Genomic DNA, 16,757 nt, shown 5'->3' on the forward strand with positions numbered 1-16,757 from the left:
TCTGACGGATAATATAGTTAGCGGCGTTATACAAATTTTTCGATTTAAAGGCTAGTACGTCTATTTCAATAAAACGGTGTTCGGTGGATTTAATGATGTGTCTCTCTGCTAGTTGCATTTAGACTCTCCATTTTTTAACGCTCGCAATAATTTTCGCTTGTTGACCTTCTGACTATATGATACTACCGTTGCTTGCTACTGCTTACAAACTTAATGAAGTTTTATAATACCATTTTAGATTTGAGATTTGACAGCGGTAGGGCGATCGCCCAAATCGAGCCTTGACATCTCTCTCATCGCATTTTAGATTTTCACTTTGAGATTTTAGATGGGAATGAGCGATTGCATGAGGATTTGGAACCCTGCCGGAGATTTTGATTGTTTTCGACACCTGTCTCAAGTTGTATTTTGGTCGCACCTAGGTATAATTCCTAGTGCTCTAGCGCTCAACGGCGATCGGAATTAACACGGTAAAGGTCGTTTGACCGATAACTGATGTTACTTCTATTTTACCTGAATGTTTTTCCACAATCTTTTTCACAATATCCAGTCCCAAGCCAGTGCCTTCACCTGCGGGTTTTGTGGTAAAGAACGCCTCAAATATGCGCGGCAAAACCTCCGGCGCAATTCCCTTACCATTATCCGTGACGCTGACGCTCAGCAGCAGATTTTCGGCTCTCACCTCTACTCTTAAAATCCCGCAATTTTCCATTGCTTGCAGGGAATTGTGAATCAAATTTGTCCAAACTTGATTGAGTTCGTCTGGATAGCACAACAATTCAGGCAGTCCATCCTGATAATCTCTGACAACTTCTACCCCGTGCTTTAGTTGGTTGTAATAAAGAGTTAAGATAGTTTCAATACCGTCAATTATATTGGCTCTTACTTTTTCTCCGGTAGAGTTATATCTAGAATATGTTTTTAAAGCAAAAACTACTTTAGCAGCTCTATCTGTAGCTGTGATAATAGTATTCGTGCTTCTTTGCAAAGTAGCAAGTTGATAAGCTTGCTGCAAAATATCCGAGCTGGTGGGGTCTTGCAGTACAGGCAAAATTGATGCGATATTGTCGTAAATGCCGATATCAACTAAAGTGTCTGCTACTGTTTCAGGATTGGCAACAGAGCTGTTTGATAGCTGCTGAATCAAAGCTCTTTTAAACTGGCGTTTTTCTCTGTTTGAAAAGCCGATCGCCTGCGGCTCGTATTGCAGTAGCATCATTAAATCAGAGTAGCGTTGTGGGGACATTTTGTGGAAAAAATCGGCGATTTCGCCAAGATTTTGATTAAAAAAATCGGCTAAATTATCGACTGACGATCGAATCGCACCTAGGGGAGTATTAATTTCGTGAGCGACGCCAGCCACAAGCTGTCCCAAGGCGGCCATTTTTTCTGATTGAATCAGCTCTCGCTGCGTGAGTTGCAGGTTTTGCAGGGCTTCGGAGAGTTCTTGGGTGCGATCGGCTACTTGCATTTCCAAGGTTCTATTGTACTCTCCTACCAACTTGTCAGCTTGTTTGCGAGCAGTGATGTCGCTGAAAGCAGTAATCGCGTACACAATATTATTTTTGTTGTCAAAAATTGGTTTCGAGTGCATTTCACAAGGCACAATCTTCCCAGAGGTGCGGACTTCTAAATTATCAGCGATCGCATTTTCACCATTGAGCGCTCGCTTCGCCGGCAATTGTTGTTCAGAACACGGACTCTCGCTTCCTGAAATATAAATTTGAGAACCTGATACCAACTCTTTACCTGTAGCTGACGGCGCAAAAAATTTACCCAGCAACCGCTGTCCCGTTTGATTGATGTATGATACCTCGCCCTTGGGATTGTGTACGGCGATTCCCACCGGGACAGCTTCTAAAAACTGTGTCAATTTGCTTTGACTTTCCCGCACTTCTGCATAAAGTTTAGCATTAGCAATAGAAACAGCAGCCTGCGTAGACAATAGTTGCAAAACCTCTACCCGGTCATCAGTAAAAGCACTGGTTGTGAGATTGTTTTCTAAATAAATAATTCCAATTAATTGACCTTGATTCAGCAAAGGCGCGCACAATATCGATTGAGAATGATGTTTGACAATATAAGGATCGCGGCTAAAATTACCTTTATGAGCTGCGTAATCTTCGACAACGCTTTGTTTGCTACGAGCGACATAATTAATAATAGAAACTGGCAAACATCGCTCGGCAGGAATCGACTGCAAAACATCGACGCGATCGCCCTCTATTTTCCCAGAAGCTTCTACCAGCAATTTACCTTTGTTTTCCAAAATCAGAAATCCCTTCTGGGCCCCCGCATTTTGCAACATAATTCTCATTAACTTCGCCAGTAACTTGTCCAGAACAATCTCGCTAGCGATCGCACCAGAAGCTTTCAGCACTGCGGTCAAATCAAAACTTTGCCTGGAATCCCGGCTGTTGGAAATATTCGTAATGGTAGCGCAATCGCTGCTGATGATGTTGGACGCCGGAATTCTGATTAAAAATCGGGAATACTTTTTTTCCAAATCCTCAACTTTGGCTTGAGTTCCCCAGTGGGTGTAGCAGTAGTGAGCATCAGCCAAATAAACTCGCGCAATCTTATCTTTTCCCCAACCCATATAAAATTTAGCCGCCAATTCGTGAGCGAGAGCCTCTTCGTTAATATATTCGTTTTCCTTCGCTAAACTAATCGCGCGATCGTAGTCTTCCATTGCCCGAAAATTATCGCCCAAAACCCGATGTTTTTCAGCCTCAATCAGATGAAATTTATGCAAGTGATTCATCGGCGCGCGTGCCGCCACCTGCTGCAATTTCTTTTGGTTTTCTCCTACTCTGTCTAGCAAAATTTCTCGATTCAATACATCCGCCTCACCATAGGCTGCTAGTGCAGCCAAAGAATCGTAAAAATAGAAAACTGGCACCGTCAAAAAACCTGTTCCTTCCCTTAAAAATTCCCTAGATTTTGCCGCGTTTTCCAGTGCTTCGGACAAATTGTCGAACAAATAACAAAGTACGAGTTTGTGCAAATAAAAGTAATGAATCCCAGTGCGATCGTTTGCTTGTACCAGCAGCGGCAGCAGGTGTTCTTCCGTGCAAGCTGTCCCGGATAAATTGCAGGGATTATCTGCCTCACCCAGCAAGTTAAGCACCGCTTGATGAAATATTTGATTGCACAGCAAGTTGATCGATTGCTTGAGTTGAGCGAGCAGGTTGCTAGACTCGGCAATTTCGCGTTTGAGGTCTGTAAGTTCTTGCCCGACAAAATAAGCATATTGAGATTTGTGTTTGGCACAATAACCTACCAATTCAAAATCTCCATTTTTGAGCGCACTTTGATAGCTTTCTCGAAACATTGGCAGGGTTTCCCTGACATGATACTTGGTGTGAGCGATACAAGCTGCTACTACATATAATATCCGGCCTCTGATGCTTTTGGCATTGAACATCGATACTAAGTTTAAAGCCAATTCTCCTAACTTATTTGCAGATTCAATATCTTGAAATTCCTTGTTTAAAACTACGCCCCAAGCCGCATAAAAAAATGCAGAAACAGGTGAATTTCCATACTCAATACATAAATTAATCTGTGACAAAACTAGCGGAGTTAATAATTGAGAATCGCAATGAAACGCAGCAGGAACTATACTCGCTGCGATCCGCATTGCTGCCAGTTGTTCCGGAGATGTCATCAAAGGCAGATAAATTAAGTCTTCGATATTTTTTCCAGCCAATTTGAGCCGTGCTTGCTCTAATTCTCGCTGAATGCTTGACTCGTCAGGAGTGTCTGCAAAACTGAATCCAAATTGTGCTAGCACGTACCGCGCCAGAGCGATCGCTTCTAGCTGTCTCCTCTGCACGATATAAGCTTGAATTTTTACCTCATAAACTTCGATTTTATCCAGCAGAGTTCTCCCTTGCAACAACACAGTCTCATATAAATGTTCCATCAGCTCAAATTCGCCGCTAAAATACGCAGCCTCAACAGATTCTACATAAATCTCTAAAGTTAATTCATACTGCTTTAGCCAGCTTGCATCTGCCATCAATCTCCGGCTGAAATTTAAATAAATAACCGCAGCAGCATAAGCCCCAGCCACCTTAGCTTTTTTGCCAGCAATCAAATTTAACTCAGCAATTTGATATCGTTTTTTCTCAGTAAATATCGTTGTTAAATCTAAAATATTCTTGAAAGCAATATTAATATGATCGACAATCTTAAATATCTCATGTTCCAGCCGAGATGGTGCGGTATTCTCCCAAATAAAACAACCTATTTCCCAGTGAAATATTTTTTTATGCTGCTCGTCAATCAAAGCATAAGCCGCTTGCTGCACTCGATAGTGCAAAAACTTAAAATTCATAATTAACACCTCCGCATTTACCTCGGAAACTGCTAATATCAAACCAGACTCCAGTGCCGGCATGAGGTTGGCAAATACTAACTCCAGAGAGTTTTCGCAAATCACAGACAGCAGGTGCAAGTCAAAATCTGTTCCCGCACAAGCTGCCAAGTGTAAAACTTGCTGGGTTGCCTCGGGCAGTTTTTGCAACTTTGCAATCATCAACTCCACGACATTATTAGTAATTTCCATTTCCTCTATTTCATCAATATCCCACTGCCAGCCTGTTTGAATTTCATCACAATTACTGGTAAATTCTGGCGCATAAGTTTGCAATAAGCCAGCATCAAAATTCAACTGGGGATATCTGGGCAAACTAAAAGTTATTAAATTTTCGGCGTGCAGCATTTTTAGAAATTCTCTCACAAAGAAAGGATTTCCTCCTGTTTTCCGCCTCACTAACCCCCCTAGGGGTGCTACTGATTGTTTGTCGCTGTGTAAAGTGTCAGCAATCAAATTAGTAATGTCTGCTATTTCCAAAGGAGCTAAGGTAATTTGATTGATGTTTGCTCCTAGCTTTGACAATTCTGCCACTGCCACCATCAAAGGATGAAGTGGATTCACATTATTATAGGTATATGCCCCAACAATCAATAAATATTCGGGCTGTGCTAGAGATAAGTTGCTCGCAATTATTGGTTGGGCGTTGTCAATATTTGTGTTGGCTGGGCTTGCCATTTTGCCAGCTACCATTAGTTGAATTAATTTAAGGCTAGCCGAGTCTGCCCAGTGCAAATCATCGAGAAAAATAACTAAGGGATGATCTGCGGTACAAAATACCCGCACAAATTGCATAAATACTAGATTAAAACGATTGTGAGCCTGCTCTATATCTAGCTCCGGCACTGCGGGTTGTTGCCCGACAATTAATTCTAAATCTGGAATCAGATCGATAATTACTCCCGCGTTTGGTGCGATAGCAGCTAAGAGCTTGGCGCGCCATTGTTGAAATCGCTCTTCGCTTTCTGCCAGGATTTGTTGCAGCAATTCTTGAAAAGCTCTTACTACAGCACTGTAAGGAACTTTTTGCTCTGATTTGTTGAATTTTCCGCTGATAAAATAGCCGTGTTTTTCGATAATTGGCTGGTAAATTTCTCTAGCCAGCGATGACTTGCCACTACCGGAATCACCTACTAGCAACATCATTTCTACCCGCTTTTGTTCTGGAGAGCGGGGGCGATTGTCGGTGACTCGCTCCCATGCTGCGACTAAATTTTTTATTTGTGTTTCCCGTCCGTATAGCTTTTGAGGAATTTGAAATTTATCGGAAATATCTTGGCTGGCTAGGGAGATTTGTGATATCTTACCCTGGGTGTTTAATTGGTTTAGGCATTCTTCTAAATCTGCTTTGATGCCGCGGGCGCTTTGGTAGCGATCGTCTGCATTTTTAGCTAATAATTTGCCGATAATATTGGAAACTGCTGCGGGAATTGTGCGATCGACTTCGGCGGCCGGTTGTGGCTGTTTAGCAATGTGGCAGTGTACTAATTCTAGGGCGCGGGCGGTTTCAAAAGGCAGTTGGCGAGTCACCATTTCATAGAGCGTGGCGCCGAGAGAGTAATAGTCCGTGCGATAATCTAGGGTGCGGTTCATTCTGCCAGTTTGTTCTGGAGACATATAGGCGAGAGTGCCTTCTAAAACATGGGGATTTTTGAGGGCGGGCGGTTCACCGGTTAATTTTTCCGGGGCGCAGACGCTGGCAATTCCAAAGTCAATGATTTTGAGTTGGTTGGTGCTGCGATTGCAAACTATGTTGGCTGGGTTGATATCTTTGTGTATGATATTTGCAGCGTGAAGCTCGCCCAAAATGTCGGCTATTTCAATGGCAAAGCTGAGAGATTCCGATAAGCTAAAAGGCTCAGACTGCATCAACCTTTTGAGAGATTCGCCTCCGAAATCTTCTAGTACGATCGCCAGATGACGATCGTACTGTTCTAAACTGTAAGCTTTGACGACTCCTGCGAGATTTAAGCTGCGGATGATTTCATATTCTTGCTTTTGGCGGGCCAGTGCTGCGGGAGTCGGGTAGTCTTGCTTGAGTATCTTGAAGATTGCCCGCTGGCCGTCGGCCGATCGCACTCCTCGGTAAACTAGAGATCGATCGCTTTCATAGATTTTCCTGAAAATTTTGTAGCCGGGAAAGTGGAGCATAACCGCAGAATCTTAGAGAGCAGCAGCGTTTATATCAGTGTAACCAGTGATATGTGCCCGCAGCTACAGGCACCAACATTCTCAGACTTCCCCTCCAGCTCTAAACCACCAGATCGATCGGGGAGCAAATCTTCAGTCTAAAATCTAAAATCATATAACCCTGCCTTGGCGCGCAAGCATTCAAGGCAGGGTTATGATTGAATATTCAGCATTCAAGGCGGGGTAACGCTATAGTCATTAGTGCCGGATTCGGCTGCCTAGCGATGTACTACTCGCCCAATCGAGTTATTTTAGAGCTACGTTCGGCCAACATCAGCACTATATAAATAGTCATTACATAACCGGCGGCTAGAATGGGAATAATTAGAGGAATATCGCGATAAATCATAATTAGAACCAAAAGTCAAGGACTAGGAGGAGGAGGGGACAAGTTCAAGACCTACTACATTAAGTCAGCACGCAAGACTGTGCCTTGGTTCTGAAGGCTGCTTTTCCATATCAAGCCGGCGGGAACATTTAGGGGTTCTCGCTCAATCAATAATGATTTACTGCTTTAGAGATGCTTGAACAACGTAAAACCATCCACTTTAGCTGCTTTGAGCTACCGTGCACATCTCATGCGCTAGTCTTAACTCCTGAAAATTTTTAGCCGCGAGAAACTAAAAATCTGTCCCAGAAATTTTCGCTGCGATCGACTAACAAGGCTGGCTCTACGAAACTCTTACAGGCATCTGAAAGCTACCTGCCAGCCAGGCTCAAATACAGCCTGTACTTAATGTATAGAATTGTTTAAATCCTTAATACCTATAATAACACAGGGTTTCTGGGATTTACCTATTTTTCGGCAGTGTGCTTAACAATTCGATACAATAGGGACAACCCCTGTGCCAGCGGGCTACTCGCCGCAGACACTGGGGTGAGTTTTAGCCCGTGACCAATTAAAAATAACTGCCGAGCACCTATATTTTCTTCCCTATTGCAGAGAATTGGCTTAAAATAAAGATATGATATGTAAAATTTTGTTACTTTACGGCTTGAGTCGGCGTATCCATGATCTCTAGCACTCTCCTATTTTCCTCGGTTGAAGAAGACCTGCGACTGTTGACAGAAAACTTAAAACAGTTAGTGGGTGCCCGTCATCCCATATTGTACGCGGCTGCAGAATACTTATTCGGCACAAAGGGAAAACGGGTGAGACCCGCAATAGTCTTATTGGTGGCCAAGGCGACGATGCCCGATCGTTTAATCACTGAAAAACACCGCCGTCTCGCTGAAATCACGGAAATGATCCACACAGCTAGCCTAGTTCACGACGACGTAGTAGACGAGTCGGATCTGCGGCGGGGAGTACCCACAGTACACAGTCGGTTTAACAACCGAGTGGCGGTATTGGCGGGAGATTTTCTGTTTGCTCAATCTTCATGGCACTTGGCGAATCTGGACAACCTGCCAGTAGTCAAACTGCTTTCAGAAGTGATTATGGATTTAGCTGAGGGGGAAATTCAACAGGGACTCAATGGATTTGACACTAGCTTGTCGATCGAAGCGTACCTCGAAAAAAGTTATTACAAAACAGCGTCTTTAATTGCCAACAGTTCCAAAGCTGCCGGCTGTTTGAGCGAGGTTTCAGCGTCCATAGCAGACGATTTGTACAACTACGGTCGCAACATTGGTCTGGCCTTTCAAATAGTAGATGATATATTAGATTTCACCGCTTCCACGGAAACTTTGGGGAAACCCGCAGGCTCGGATCTCAGAAGCGGTAATCTGACAGCACCAGCCCTATTTGCCCTCGAAGAAAAGCCTTACTTGGAAGTTCTCATAGAACGGGAGTTCGCCCAATCCGGAGACCTAGAGCAGGCATTGTCACTGGTAGCAGATTCTCGCGGCATAGAGCGATCGCGAGAACTAGCCACCCATCACGCACAGAAAGCAGTCGAATACCTAGCTGCCTTGCCCCATTCAGAGTCCCGTCAAGCTTTGATTGATTTAGCAGATTACGTTTTGAGCCGGCTTTATTAGACGTTAAAAAGTTTAACTTTTTATCTCGACAATTTGAAATCAAAAATTGGTAACGGGTATGACTCGTTACCAATTTTTGATTGCAAATAAACGATCTATCGGACAGCATGGAAGTCACAACGCTGTCAAAAACACAGATTGAGATTGCTTCTATCCGAAAACTGGGGTAACTAGCAATCACTACTAAAAAGTGCTGACAACCGCGCATTGCACTGCATTAGCAATTCATCGTCGTAAATAAAGTTATTTAGGCAATATCCGGCGGTGGAGCCGATCGATACTGTTGCAAGTAAACAGTAATTAAGTCCTGAACTTGCTGGCGGGGGATTTGGGTCCCGACTTCCTGATTGCCAGGATTTTCAAAAAAAACAATGCTGTCTAAACCTTCGAGAGCTATCATCTGAAATAAAATGTGAGTAACGGGCAAAGGCACGGGCCTGACGCGATCGCCCCCAGCCTCCGCAGCAGACGACGCATCTTCAAAACTGGGAAAAGCATAAATCACCTTCTTCTCCCGTCCCGGTTGCTTGAGATTGCTCAAAACCACGATCGCCCAACTTTGGTCTACCGCTTGCAGGATACAGTATTCGAGATGCTGTAGCTGTTGGGCAATTAAAATCAGCGCCGGGGCGATCGCTTTGAGGATTTGTGGCGTCGAACCGTCTGGCGGAGCTTGGTCGATCAGTGCTTGAATCTGTTGTTCTAAATCCATCAGTCAGTTCTGGGATATCTAAAATTTAAAATTTCAGGTTAACAGGTGCGCGTCCAAGTATATATTACCCAGCAGCGTGCCAGAAAATGTAAAATCCCCAATCTTAAGTCCCAGGAATACAATGAATATTAAATATCTAACCAAATAGACCGTTTTGCCGAAAAAAAGCCGCATTATTTAGACAAATTGACATTTGAGCCGACAAGTCTAAAAACCTCAGGCCCGCGGCCCGATTTAATTAATGCCAGTGTTGGTGGGCGAGACAACATTTATGGTGGAGGATGCCAAAAAACAGGTGGCGGCTAAAACCGTTCTCGCCCTTGCCACCAAATACCGCTCAAACCCGGTTTTTGGCGGATGGTGCCTCCAGCACGACAGATCAAAAAAAACCAGTCCTCCGTGTTTTTGCGGAGGGAGAGATCCAGGGCATTGCAGTTTGTCCTGTCGCGGGAATACCAGGTAAAGTAGCTGTAAAAAAGATTTATCCATACTGGTACTAACTGTGCTAGTTTCATTATTAGCTGTAAACCATCATGCGGGAAATCTGCCAGAGCGTGGAAACCATATTTCAACTGCTGCTAGACGAACTCAAAAAGTCCACTCGCGCGTCTGAGCAGAACTGCCAAGATGTAGCAGAGCGACTCGCAGCAGAAGTCACCAGGATATGCACAGAAAGCCAGCGGATTCAAACCTCCGGAGACATAGAAGGTTCAGCCCAGAGCCTGGCTCAGCACCGCTTGCAACAATGCCTCCACTATTACAATTTAGGCTCCGTGTCCGGGCGAGTAGATTTGCACAGTACCCTCAGTGCGATCGTCTATCGCTACATAACTCCTCCTCAGGTGCAGTCTAGCTATCAGGCACGAGTAGAACTGATCAAAGATTTTTTGCAAGCATTTTATCTGGAAGCCTTAAAAGCATTCCGGCGCGAAACCCAACTTTCACCTAGCTACAGTCCCCGCACTCGCTTAGAACTAGCAGAGTACATGGCATTTGTAGAGCGCTTCGGCAAGCGGCGCATTCCTTTACCTCGCAACCGCAGCCAGCAACTAATTATTTTACGGGCTCAAACCTTTTCCCAGCAGCAGCCGAAAGAAACCTCGGTAGATATGGAACAAGCAGCCGAGGGGGGGGCTACAGATTCTGACCAAACTTGGAACGACACGTCGGTACACTCGGTGCGAGAAGCGATGGCCCGCCAGGGTTCGTCAGCAATTCGCTCCCTAGGCGAGGAGTCAGAATCTCTACGGCAAAACGTAGTAGACGAATTAGTCGCTTACTTGAAAGAACGCAATCAAAAAGACTGCGCCGATTACTTCGTGCTGCGCTTGCAAGACTTGCCAACTAATGAGATAGAGTCGCTGCTAGACATAACTCCCCGCCAAAGAGACTATTTGCAGCAGCGCTTCAAGTACCATTTGCTCAGGTTCGCCATGTCGCACCGCTGGGAACTCGTTCACCAATGGCTGGAAGCAGACTTAGATCGAAATTTGGGTTTGCTGCCTTCTCAGTGGCAGGCTTTTGGCGATCTAATTGGCCCAGAGGGGCAGCGTTTGTTAAAGTTGAAACAACAGGGTCTGTCAGAGTCGGCGATCGCGCAAACCCTCGGCAGCACGGTAGCCCAGGTACAGAAACGGTGGTTTAAATTGCTGGAACTTGCCTGGGAATTGCGAAATAGTTCAGATTCCGGAGAAGGGGCATCTAGTGATGAATAACGAAACGAACAGGGATGCAGAGGCTTTCGAGCGCCATTTTTTAGACTGGATATTGCAGGCACCAATGGCGAATGCCTCTAGCGAAGATGACCAAAACCTCAATGGACTCGCTCACTCCCAAGAGTGGGGCGATACAGAAGAGAATTCCGGGGTGGAATACTGGGAATGGGACGAACCAGACCCGCTGGACTATTTAGAAGTGGGGGCGCACAGCAATGCACCCGCACAACCGCTGACTATTGGAGAAATACCGACCGTGCAAGACCGTTTTCAGACCTTGTTAAAACAGAGGCTTAGATCCTCCATTGAATCCAACCCGCCGCTGTTCCCCTGGGAAACAGAACTCAAAAGCTACGACCACGACTACCCAGACGATGTAGCCCCCCAATGGGTTCCCCCCCTACACCTCTGGACTCCCCAACTACAAAATATTAGATGGGGTCGCCTGCCAATTCCGATCGCCCAAGGGGTTTTTGCTCAACTCCTAGAACCTTGTCAGGAACTGGTAATGTCGTCTCTGCGGGAAGGAGCGAAGTTAGTTCGGGCTGTAGATAGTTTATTTCCGGGTCAATCTCAGGAACTTAACGAATTAGCTGGTTTTTTACTCATGAGTCCGGCCAGAGGAATTACAGCTTCAGAAGTAGAAGTAGAAGTAGAAGATTTACCGAATTACTCCGAGGCAACTACCGATCAACAAATGCTAATGTCGCTGTTGGCCGCCCGAGAAATCATTGAGTCTTTAACTTTGAATTGTCCTGTAAATCAGCCGCCGGTTTCCCGAGAATGGCTGACAGCTTTGGGTTCGCTGACTCTCTGGGCTCAATACCTGTCGAACCGCAATACAGAACCACCAAGACCGTGTTTAAGAGTTGAGTGTGAATTTCCTGGCGGAGGAAGTTTGGAACTCAAGGGAGGAGATGCCGAAGCAACTGCACATCGTCCGAATTCCGGGCATTTAAGTGTGGAGTTGTTCGATCCGCAACCGGATAAGACCTATGCCTTAGAAGTTCGATTCCAAAACTTCGAGACCAGACCTCTGATGTTTGCTATTCGTCCTGTTTTGTCAGGACAAGATAGCAACTAAAAAGTTCAGTTGACCGCTTGACAGCTTGCCCCCGGAGCGCAGCCGAAGGGTTGAACGCTAGAGGGCTACCTCTACCTGGAAGGGAGAAGATTGGAGTAATGAATAGTCTAATTTTATTTTATCCCACAAGGGTTCCGGCTTCAAACCAATTTTTGCTGGTAAAATTAGAGTAAATAATGTATGTTTTACTCTGTGGTTTTACCTCACACAAAAACAGATGCAGTCCCCCGACTTCTGTCGTGGAAAGCGAAAAATTTTAGATATTAGTTAACTTTCTGGCAGATTAATCTGTGGAGTTAATCTAAAATCTCAAATCGAAAAATCTCAAATCGACTGACTTGGATGGGTGCACATGACAACTGATAGCCTGCGAAAGATACCTGTTTTAGGTAAGCTGTGGGAGCAGATTGAGGCAATGCCTCCGCCGGTGACTGAGGATTCTTTACTGCTGCGAATCCTAGTTCAGTTGTTGGTAATTGTGGGAATTGTGGCTACGGACGTTGCTGCTGAAGAAGCCCTGAACCTGTGGGCTGTGCCTGTTAGTATTGTGGGAGCAACTTGGAGTTGGTACCGCCGCCGCGATCGCAATATAGCTGCTAAGTTCTGCATAGCTATTGCCATGCTGGTAGCGCTGTTCGCTTTTTTTACCCGCTTGGTAGGAGAATTAAACGATACCCGGTTAGTTTTGGCGCAACTGTTAATTAACATTCAAGTGCTGCACAGCTTCGATTTGCCGCGCCGCAAGGATTTGGGCTATTCGATCGTCATCGGGCTGATTTTGTTGAGCGTAGCAGCGACGATCAGTCAAACGCTGACTTTTGGGCCGTTGCTGGTGGTGTTTTTGGCTTTAGCGCTGCCGACTTTGGTGCTGGATTACCGATCGCGCTTGGGGCTGTCAAACCCAGAAGGTATAAAGCACAGAGCTGAAAGTAAACAAAAAAAACACAACACATCGTTATTTGCTGCGACTTTATCCCCCAAATATTTTGGTTTGCTGCTGCTGATAACTGTCGGGTTGGGGCTGACTATTTTTGCGTTTTTGCCGCGCCTCCCGGGCTATCAGTTGCGGACTTTTCCTGTGAGTGCTCCCATTGAATATCAGGGGGAGTTTGACTCGCGCAGCATTCTGAATCCGGGGTATGTCAGAGGGGGAAATGAACAAGGAAGTGGCTCAGGCAGGGGGCGAAACCCAGACAAAGGGCCAGGAGATTTGGACTCTACTTTTTATTACGGTTTCAACCAGCGCATCAATCAAAATTTGCGGGGGGAAATGAAACCCCAAGTGGTGATGCGGGTGCGATCGCAAGCGGCGGGTTTTTGGCGGGTATTGGGCTTTGACAAATACACGGGTCAGGGTTGGGAAATTTCGCGCAACGAACAAGCTCAAAAGGTAAATAGACCAAGGTGGTCTTTTCAATTTTATCTGAATCCTTTTCCGAATGCGCCTCGGATTCAAGAGGTGATTCAAAGTTATACTATTATTGCTCAGTTGCCGAATTTGATTCCGGCTTTGGCTAAGCCGAAGGAACTTTATTTTCCGACGACGGATGTGGCGGTGGATGCGGAGGGCGGTTTGCGATCGCCTGTGGAATTGCGGGAAGGTTTGACTTATACGGTGATTTCTAATGTACCTGTTCGCGATCGCTCCGTGTTGGGGCAAACTGGTACTAATTATCCCAAAAATATTCGCAAGTTCTATTTGGACGTGCCGCCTAAAATTGCCGAGAAGGTGCGAGAAAAAACTGAAGAAATTTTGTTGGCGAGAACGAGAGTAGCTAAGTCAGACAGGGCGATCGATTCTCCTTACGAAAAAGCTTTGTACTTAGCTCAATATTTGAAGCAAAACCCGAATTACAAAATTGAAAAAGCTTTGCCATACTTGCAAGAAACAGAAGATTTAGTCGAGGGTTTTCTGTTTGGCTATCAAAACACGCAAGACGGTAAAAAAGTTACAGGCGGATATCCCGACCATTTTTCGACGGTACTGACAATGATGCTCAGATCGATCGGGATTCCGGCGCGAGTGGCTGGCGGTTTCGATACGGGAGAATTTAACCCGTTTACTGGTTTGTACGTTGTCAAAAATACCGACGCTTTCTTGATGACGGAAGTATATTTTCCCAATTACGGCTGGTTGGGTTTTAATCCGATTCCCGGTTATCCGCTGATTCCGGCTTCGGTGGAAGACAACCAGACTTTTAGCGCGATCGAATCGTTTTGGAAGTGGATCGCGGGTTGGCTACCGACTCCTCTGAGAAGCGGGCTGGATTCTGTTATTGGTTTTGTAATTGGTTGGATCGGTTTGATTGTGGGCTGGTTTTTGGCACAGTTTGCTAAGGGTTGGGTGGGGTTATTTATTGGGTTGATTAGTGCGATCGGCTTTGGCTTTATGGGCTGGTTAATTTGGCAAGGGTGGCGCAAGTGGCGCTACCGGCGCTGGCTGGCTAAGTTGCCGCCGCTGGAGGGGGTTTATCAGCAAATGCTAAAGGATTTGGCGAGCCGGGGCTTTGCCAAACACAAAGCTCAAACGCCTTTGGAGTATGCTGAGGCTATGCGCAGCCATCATCAAACCGATGAAGCGGAGGTAATTGAGGAAGTTTCGCAAGCTTACGTGCGGTGGAAGTACGGCGGCGAAGCGGGAAACTTGGAACAGTTGCGGCTGTTGGTAGAAAATTTAAGGCGATCGTACTTAAAGAAACTGAAAAACCGCTGGTTTTCAAAGTTTACGACGCACAACCTTAAGTAAAAGTTCGATCGTTCCGAATGCGAGTCCGCATCAATTAGAGGACTGGCGATTTGGAACCATCAAACTAATTTTATTAGGGTTTGATGGTTCTTCTCTTCAGACATCATATGAGTACAAACGGTCAACCTGGTATTGACTCATCGGCCTCAATGGCCTAGCCATCAGGATTATAAAGCTATGCGGATAAAAGGACTTGAATTGACACTTAAGCTTCAAATTACGATTTTCCGCCGTTCTAGCGCTTTTCTCTACTCACTCTGAAAGTCCTGTCTTACGCTTGAGCGAAGACTGAGCTACTTGATGTATGGTCTATATAGCAAGCAAACTCAACACTTTAGAGCTGGGAGCGAAAGATGAGCGAAAAGTTTAATTCAGTCACAACAAACACTACCACCGACCACCTTATCGGGTACGAGCGAATTTTGGACTACTTCAAGCAAGCACAGAAAGAATGCCCCAAAGGAGTAGGACTCAAAAGAGACAGCAAAGCTAGTGGGGGTTACATAACGCTTCAGTTCAGGTTAGGTAATAAGCGAGTCAACAAAACCTGCGGGTGCTATCTGACGATGCAGGGTATTACTGATGCCACGAGAAAAGCTCATTTAGTCGCTAATGCTCTAAGCTCGTTCTCTAGTGAGTCTCAGTTTTTAGCGTGGTACGATGATACAATTTTAGAAAAAAACGTCATCAAAAATGATTTGATGACTTTTGGTGATGCGATAGCAAAAGTAGAGAAAAATTACTGGGACGGGCGTACTAAACGCCGTCAACAGCGCGACAAAAGTAGTATTAGTCAGCAGAATACTTGGGATGCCGTTTACGGTCACGATTACAAGCTTTTACCACGGAACACGGTTGTCAATTTAACGGATATTTTGTCTGTAGTCAATAGTAAAAAACAAGGCAGTAAATGTTTTAAAAACTGCTTGTGTGCTATGAAAAAATTGGTTGAAGTTATCGGCAATACTGATATACTCGCTCGTCTGAAGGAGATTGACGGAAGACAAACAGAGTTTAGAAAAGACCTGCAATCAGTATCCATTGACGAATTTCTTAAATTCTGTGAAGATGTTTTAGATATCCCTCTTGGTAATAAACGATACGATTTAGAGCAGCGTCGCTGTTGGTTGTGGGTATTCTCGATGCAAGTGGTGTATGGTTTTCGAGTACACGAAGTCTTTGCTATTCAAAACATTGACAAATCGTTTAAGACAGAGGATGGGATTATTATTCAGGCACTTACCGAACCAGGCAACGTGAGAATGATTGCTGTAGTAGGCGACAAAACATCACTAGATACAACAACTAAGACTGGCTACCGACTGTGCGTACCGATGTTGGCGCCGACTCATCCTGATTTAATAGACCGTTTAGGAATTAAGTCTGGTAAACCACCCGAAATCTGTTTATTGTCAGATAGTCCCAAAACAATTGCTGGCATATATAGTCGCCGTGCTTGGGCTACTTTGAAAAGATGGAATAAAGGTTTTACTCAGTCTCATGCTTTACGTCACTTAGCTAATCTTAATGGTCAGATGGCTGGGATGTCTCAGGAGACGAGAGCTAAAAATTTGGGACATTCAACGCAAATGAACGAAGGCACTTACAAGAAGCGAGCTAATACCAAAACGACAATTGATTTGTTGACTCGATTTACAAAGGAAGCTATTCCTTTAAGTAGCGCTATTGGGGTACTTAAGCAAATAGGAAGCAACGCACAATGTATTGGATTATTGGCTGCTATTTACGGCATTACGCCCCACGAAGTTATGGAGTTCCTAGCCGAATAATTTGAAACAAAACTTTACAAACCCTGTGTTGACAAGGGGTTGTAAGTCTGCAATCGTGAGTAACTAAGGAAGATTGATGCGCGACTGACAAGCGTACCACCGCTAATCAAGTCACGACTTCCCCAAACCGTTACGAAACAACGTTTGGAGCCGAAT

8 protein-coding genes and 1 pseudogene are annotated in these 16,757 nt (G+C 45.0%); 5 read left to right on the forward strand and 4 right to left on the reverse strand.

Annotated elements, in window-relative coordinates; all coding sequences use genetic code 11:
• Together QT974_RS15590 and QT974_RS15595 are read right to left on the reverse strand one after the other, a co-directional pair.
• Nucleotides 1–118: pseudogene (locus QT974_RS15590) on the reverse strand (transposase); the annotation flags it as partial.
• Nucleotides 119–439: 321 nt separating this feature from the next.
• Nucleotides 440–6,532: an AAA family ATPase gene (locus QT974_RS15595; RefSeq protein WP_333469373.1), complete on the reverse strand. Its 6,093-nt coding sequence runs from the start codon at nucleotides 6,530–6,532 to the stop codon at nucleotides 440–442.
• Between the two features lie 1,050 nt (nucleotides 6,533–7,582).
• On the opposite strand from QT974_RS15595, the gene sds reads away from it, so the two are divergent.
• Nucleotides 7,583–8,554, forward strand: a complete 972-nt coding sequence (gene sds, locus QT974_RS15600; RefSeq protein WP_333469374.1) for a solanesyl diphosphate synthase — start codon at nucleotides 7,583–7,585, stop codon at nucleotides 8,552–8,554.
• 247 nt (nucleotides 8,555–8,801) lie between these two features.
• On the opposite strand, the gene QT974_RS15605 is transcribed toward sds, so the two are convergent.
• The gene (locus QT974_RS15605) at nucleotides 8,802–9,266 is read right to left on the reverse strand and encodes a hypothetical protein (protein WP_333469375.1); all 465 of its coding nucleotides are present in this window, start codon (nucleotides 9,264–9,266) and stop codon (nucleotides 8,802–8,804) included.
• 302 nt (nucleotides 9,267–9,568) lie between these two features.
• Complete coding sequence (locus QT974_RS15610) at nucleotides 9,569–9,781, reverse strand: hypothetical protein (RefSeq protein WP_333469376.1); 213 nt, start codon at nucleotides 9,779–9,781, stop codon at nucleotides 9,569–9,571.
• An 18-nt stretch (nucleotides 9,782–9,799) separates the two neighbouring features.
• On the opposite strand from QT974_RS15610, the gene hetZ reads away from it, so the two are divergent.
• From hetZ to QT974_RS15630, 4 genes are all read left to right on the forward strand, one after another.
• Nucleotides 9,800–10,981: a heterocyst differentiation protein HetZ gene (hetZ, locus tag QT974_RS15615; protein ID WP_333469377.1), complete on the forward strand. Its 1,182-nt coding sequence runs from the start codon at nucleotides 9,800–9,802 to the stop codon at nucleotides 10,979–10,981.
• Nucleotides 10,974–12,065: a hypothetical protein gene (locus QT974_RS15620; RefSeq protein ID WP_333469378.1), complete on the forward strand. Its 1,092-nt coding sequence runs from the start codon at nucleotides 10,974–10,976 to the stop codon at nucleotides 12,063–12,065. The genes hetZ and QT974_RS15620 overlap by 8 nt, the downstream gene beginning before the upstream one ends.
• 352 nt (nucleotides 12,066–12,417) lie before the next feature.
• Nucleotides 12,418–14,811 carry a DUF3488 and DUF4129 domain-containing transglutaminase family protein gene (locus QT974_RS15625; protein ID WP_333469379.1) on the forward strand — a complete coding sequence of 798 codons (2,394 nt, stop codon included), beginning with the start codon at nucleotides 12,418–12,420 and terminating at the stop codon, nucleotides 14,809–14,811.
• Nucleotides 14,812–15,164: 353 nt separating this feature from the next.
• Nucleotides 15,165–16,601, forward strand: coding sequence for a hypothetical protein (locus tag QT974_RS15630; RefSeq protein ID WP_333469380.1), 1,437 nt, complete (start codon nucleotides 15,165–15,167; stop codon nucleotides 16,599–16,601).
• The last annotated feature ends 156 nt before the right edge of the window (nucleotides 16,602–16,757 follow it).

It is taken from the genome of Microcoleus sp. BM001215392 (assembly GCF_036700185.1).
Taxonomy (GTDB): domain Bacteria; phylum Cyanobacteriota; class Cyanobacteriia; order Cyanobacteriales; family Microcoleaceae; genus Microcoleus.

Coding starts and splice junctions, on each gene's coding strand:
- QT974_RS15595 (WP_333469373.1), bottom strand. CDS start 6,532: ATGCTCCACTTTCCCGGCTACAAAATTTTCAGGAAAATCTATGAAAGC.
- sds (WP_333469374.1), top strand. CDS start 7,583: ATGATCTCTAGCACTCTCCTATTTTCCTCGGTTGAAGAAGACCTGCGA.
- QT974_RS15605 (WP_333469375.1), bottom strand. CDS start 9,266: ATGGATTTAGAACAACAGATTCAAGCACTGATCGACCAAGCTCCGCCA.
- QT974_RS15610 (WP_333469376.1), bottom strand. CDS start 9,781: ATGAAACTAGCACAGTTAGTACCAGTATGGATAAATCTTTTTTACAGC.
- hetZ (WP_333469377.1), top strand. CDS start 9,800: ATGCGGGAAATCTGCCAGAGCGTGGAAACCATATTTCAACTGCTGCTA.
- QT974_RS15620 (WP_333469378.1), top strand. CDS start 10,974: ATGAATAACGAAACGAACAGGGATGCAGAGGCTTTCGAGCGCCATTTT.
- QT974_RS15625 (WP_333469379.1), top strand. CDS start 12,418: ATGACAACTGATAGCCTGCGAAAGATACCTGTTTTAGGTAAGCTGTGG.
- QT974_RS15630 (WP_333469380.1), top strand. CDS start 15,165: ATGAGCGAAAAGTTTAATTCAGTCACAACAAACACTACCACCGACCAC.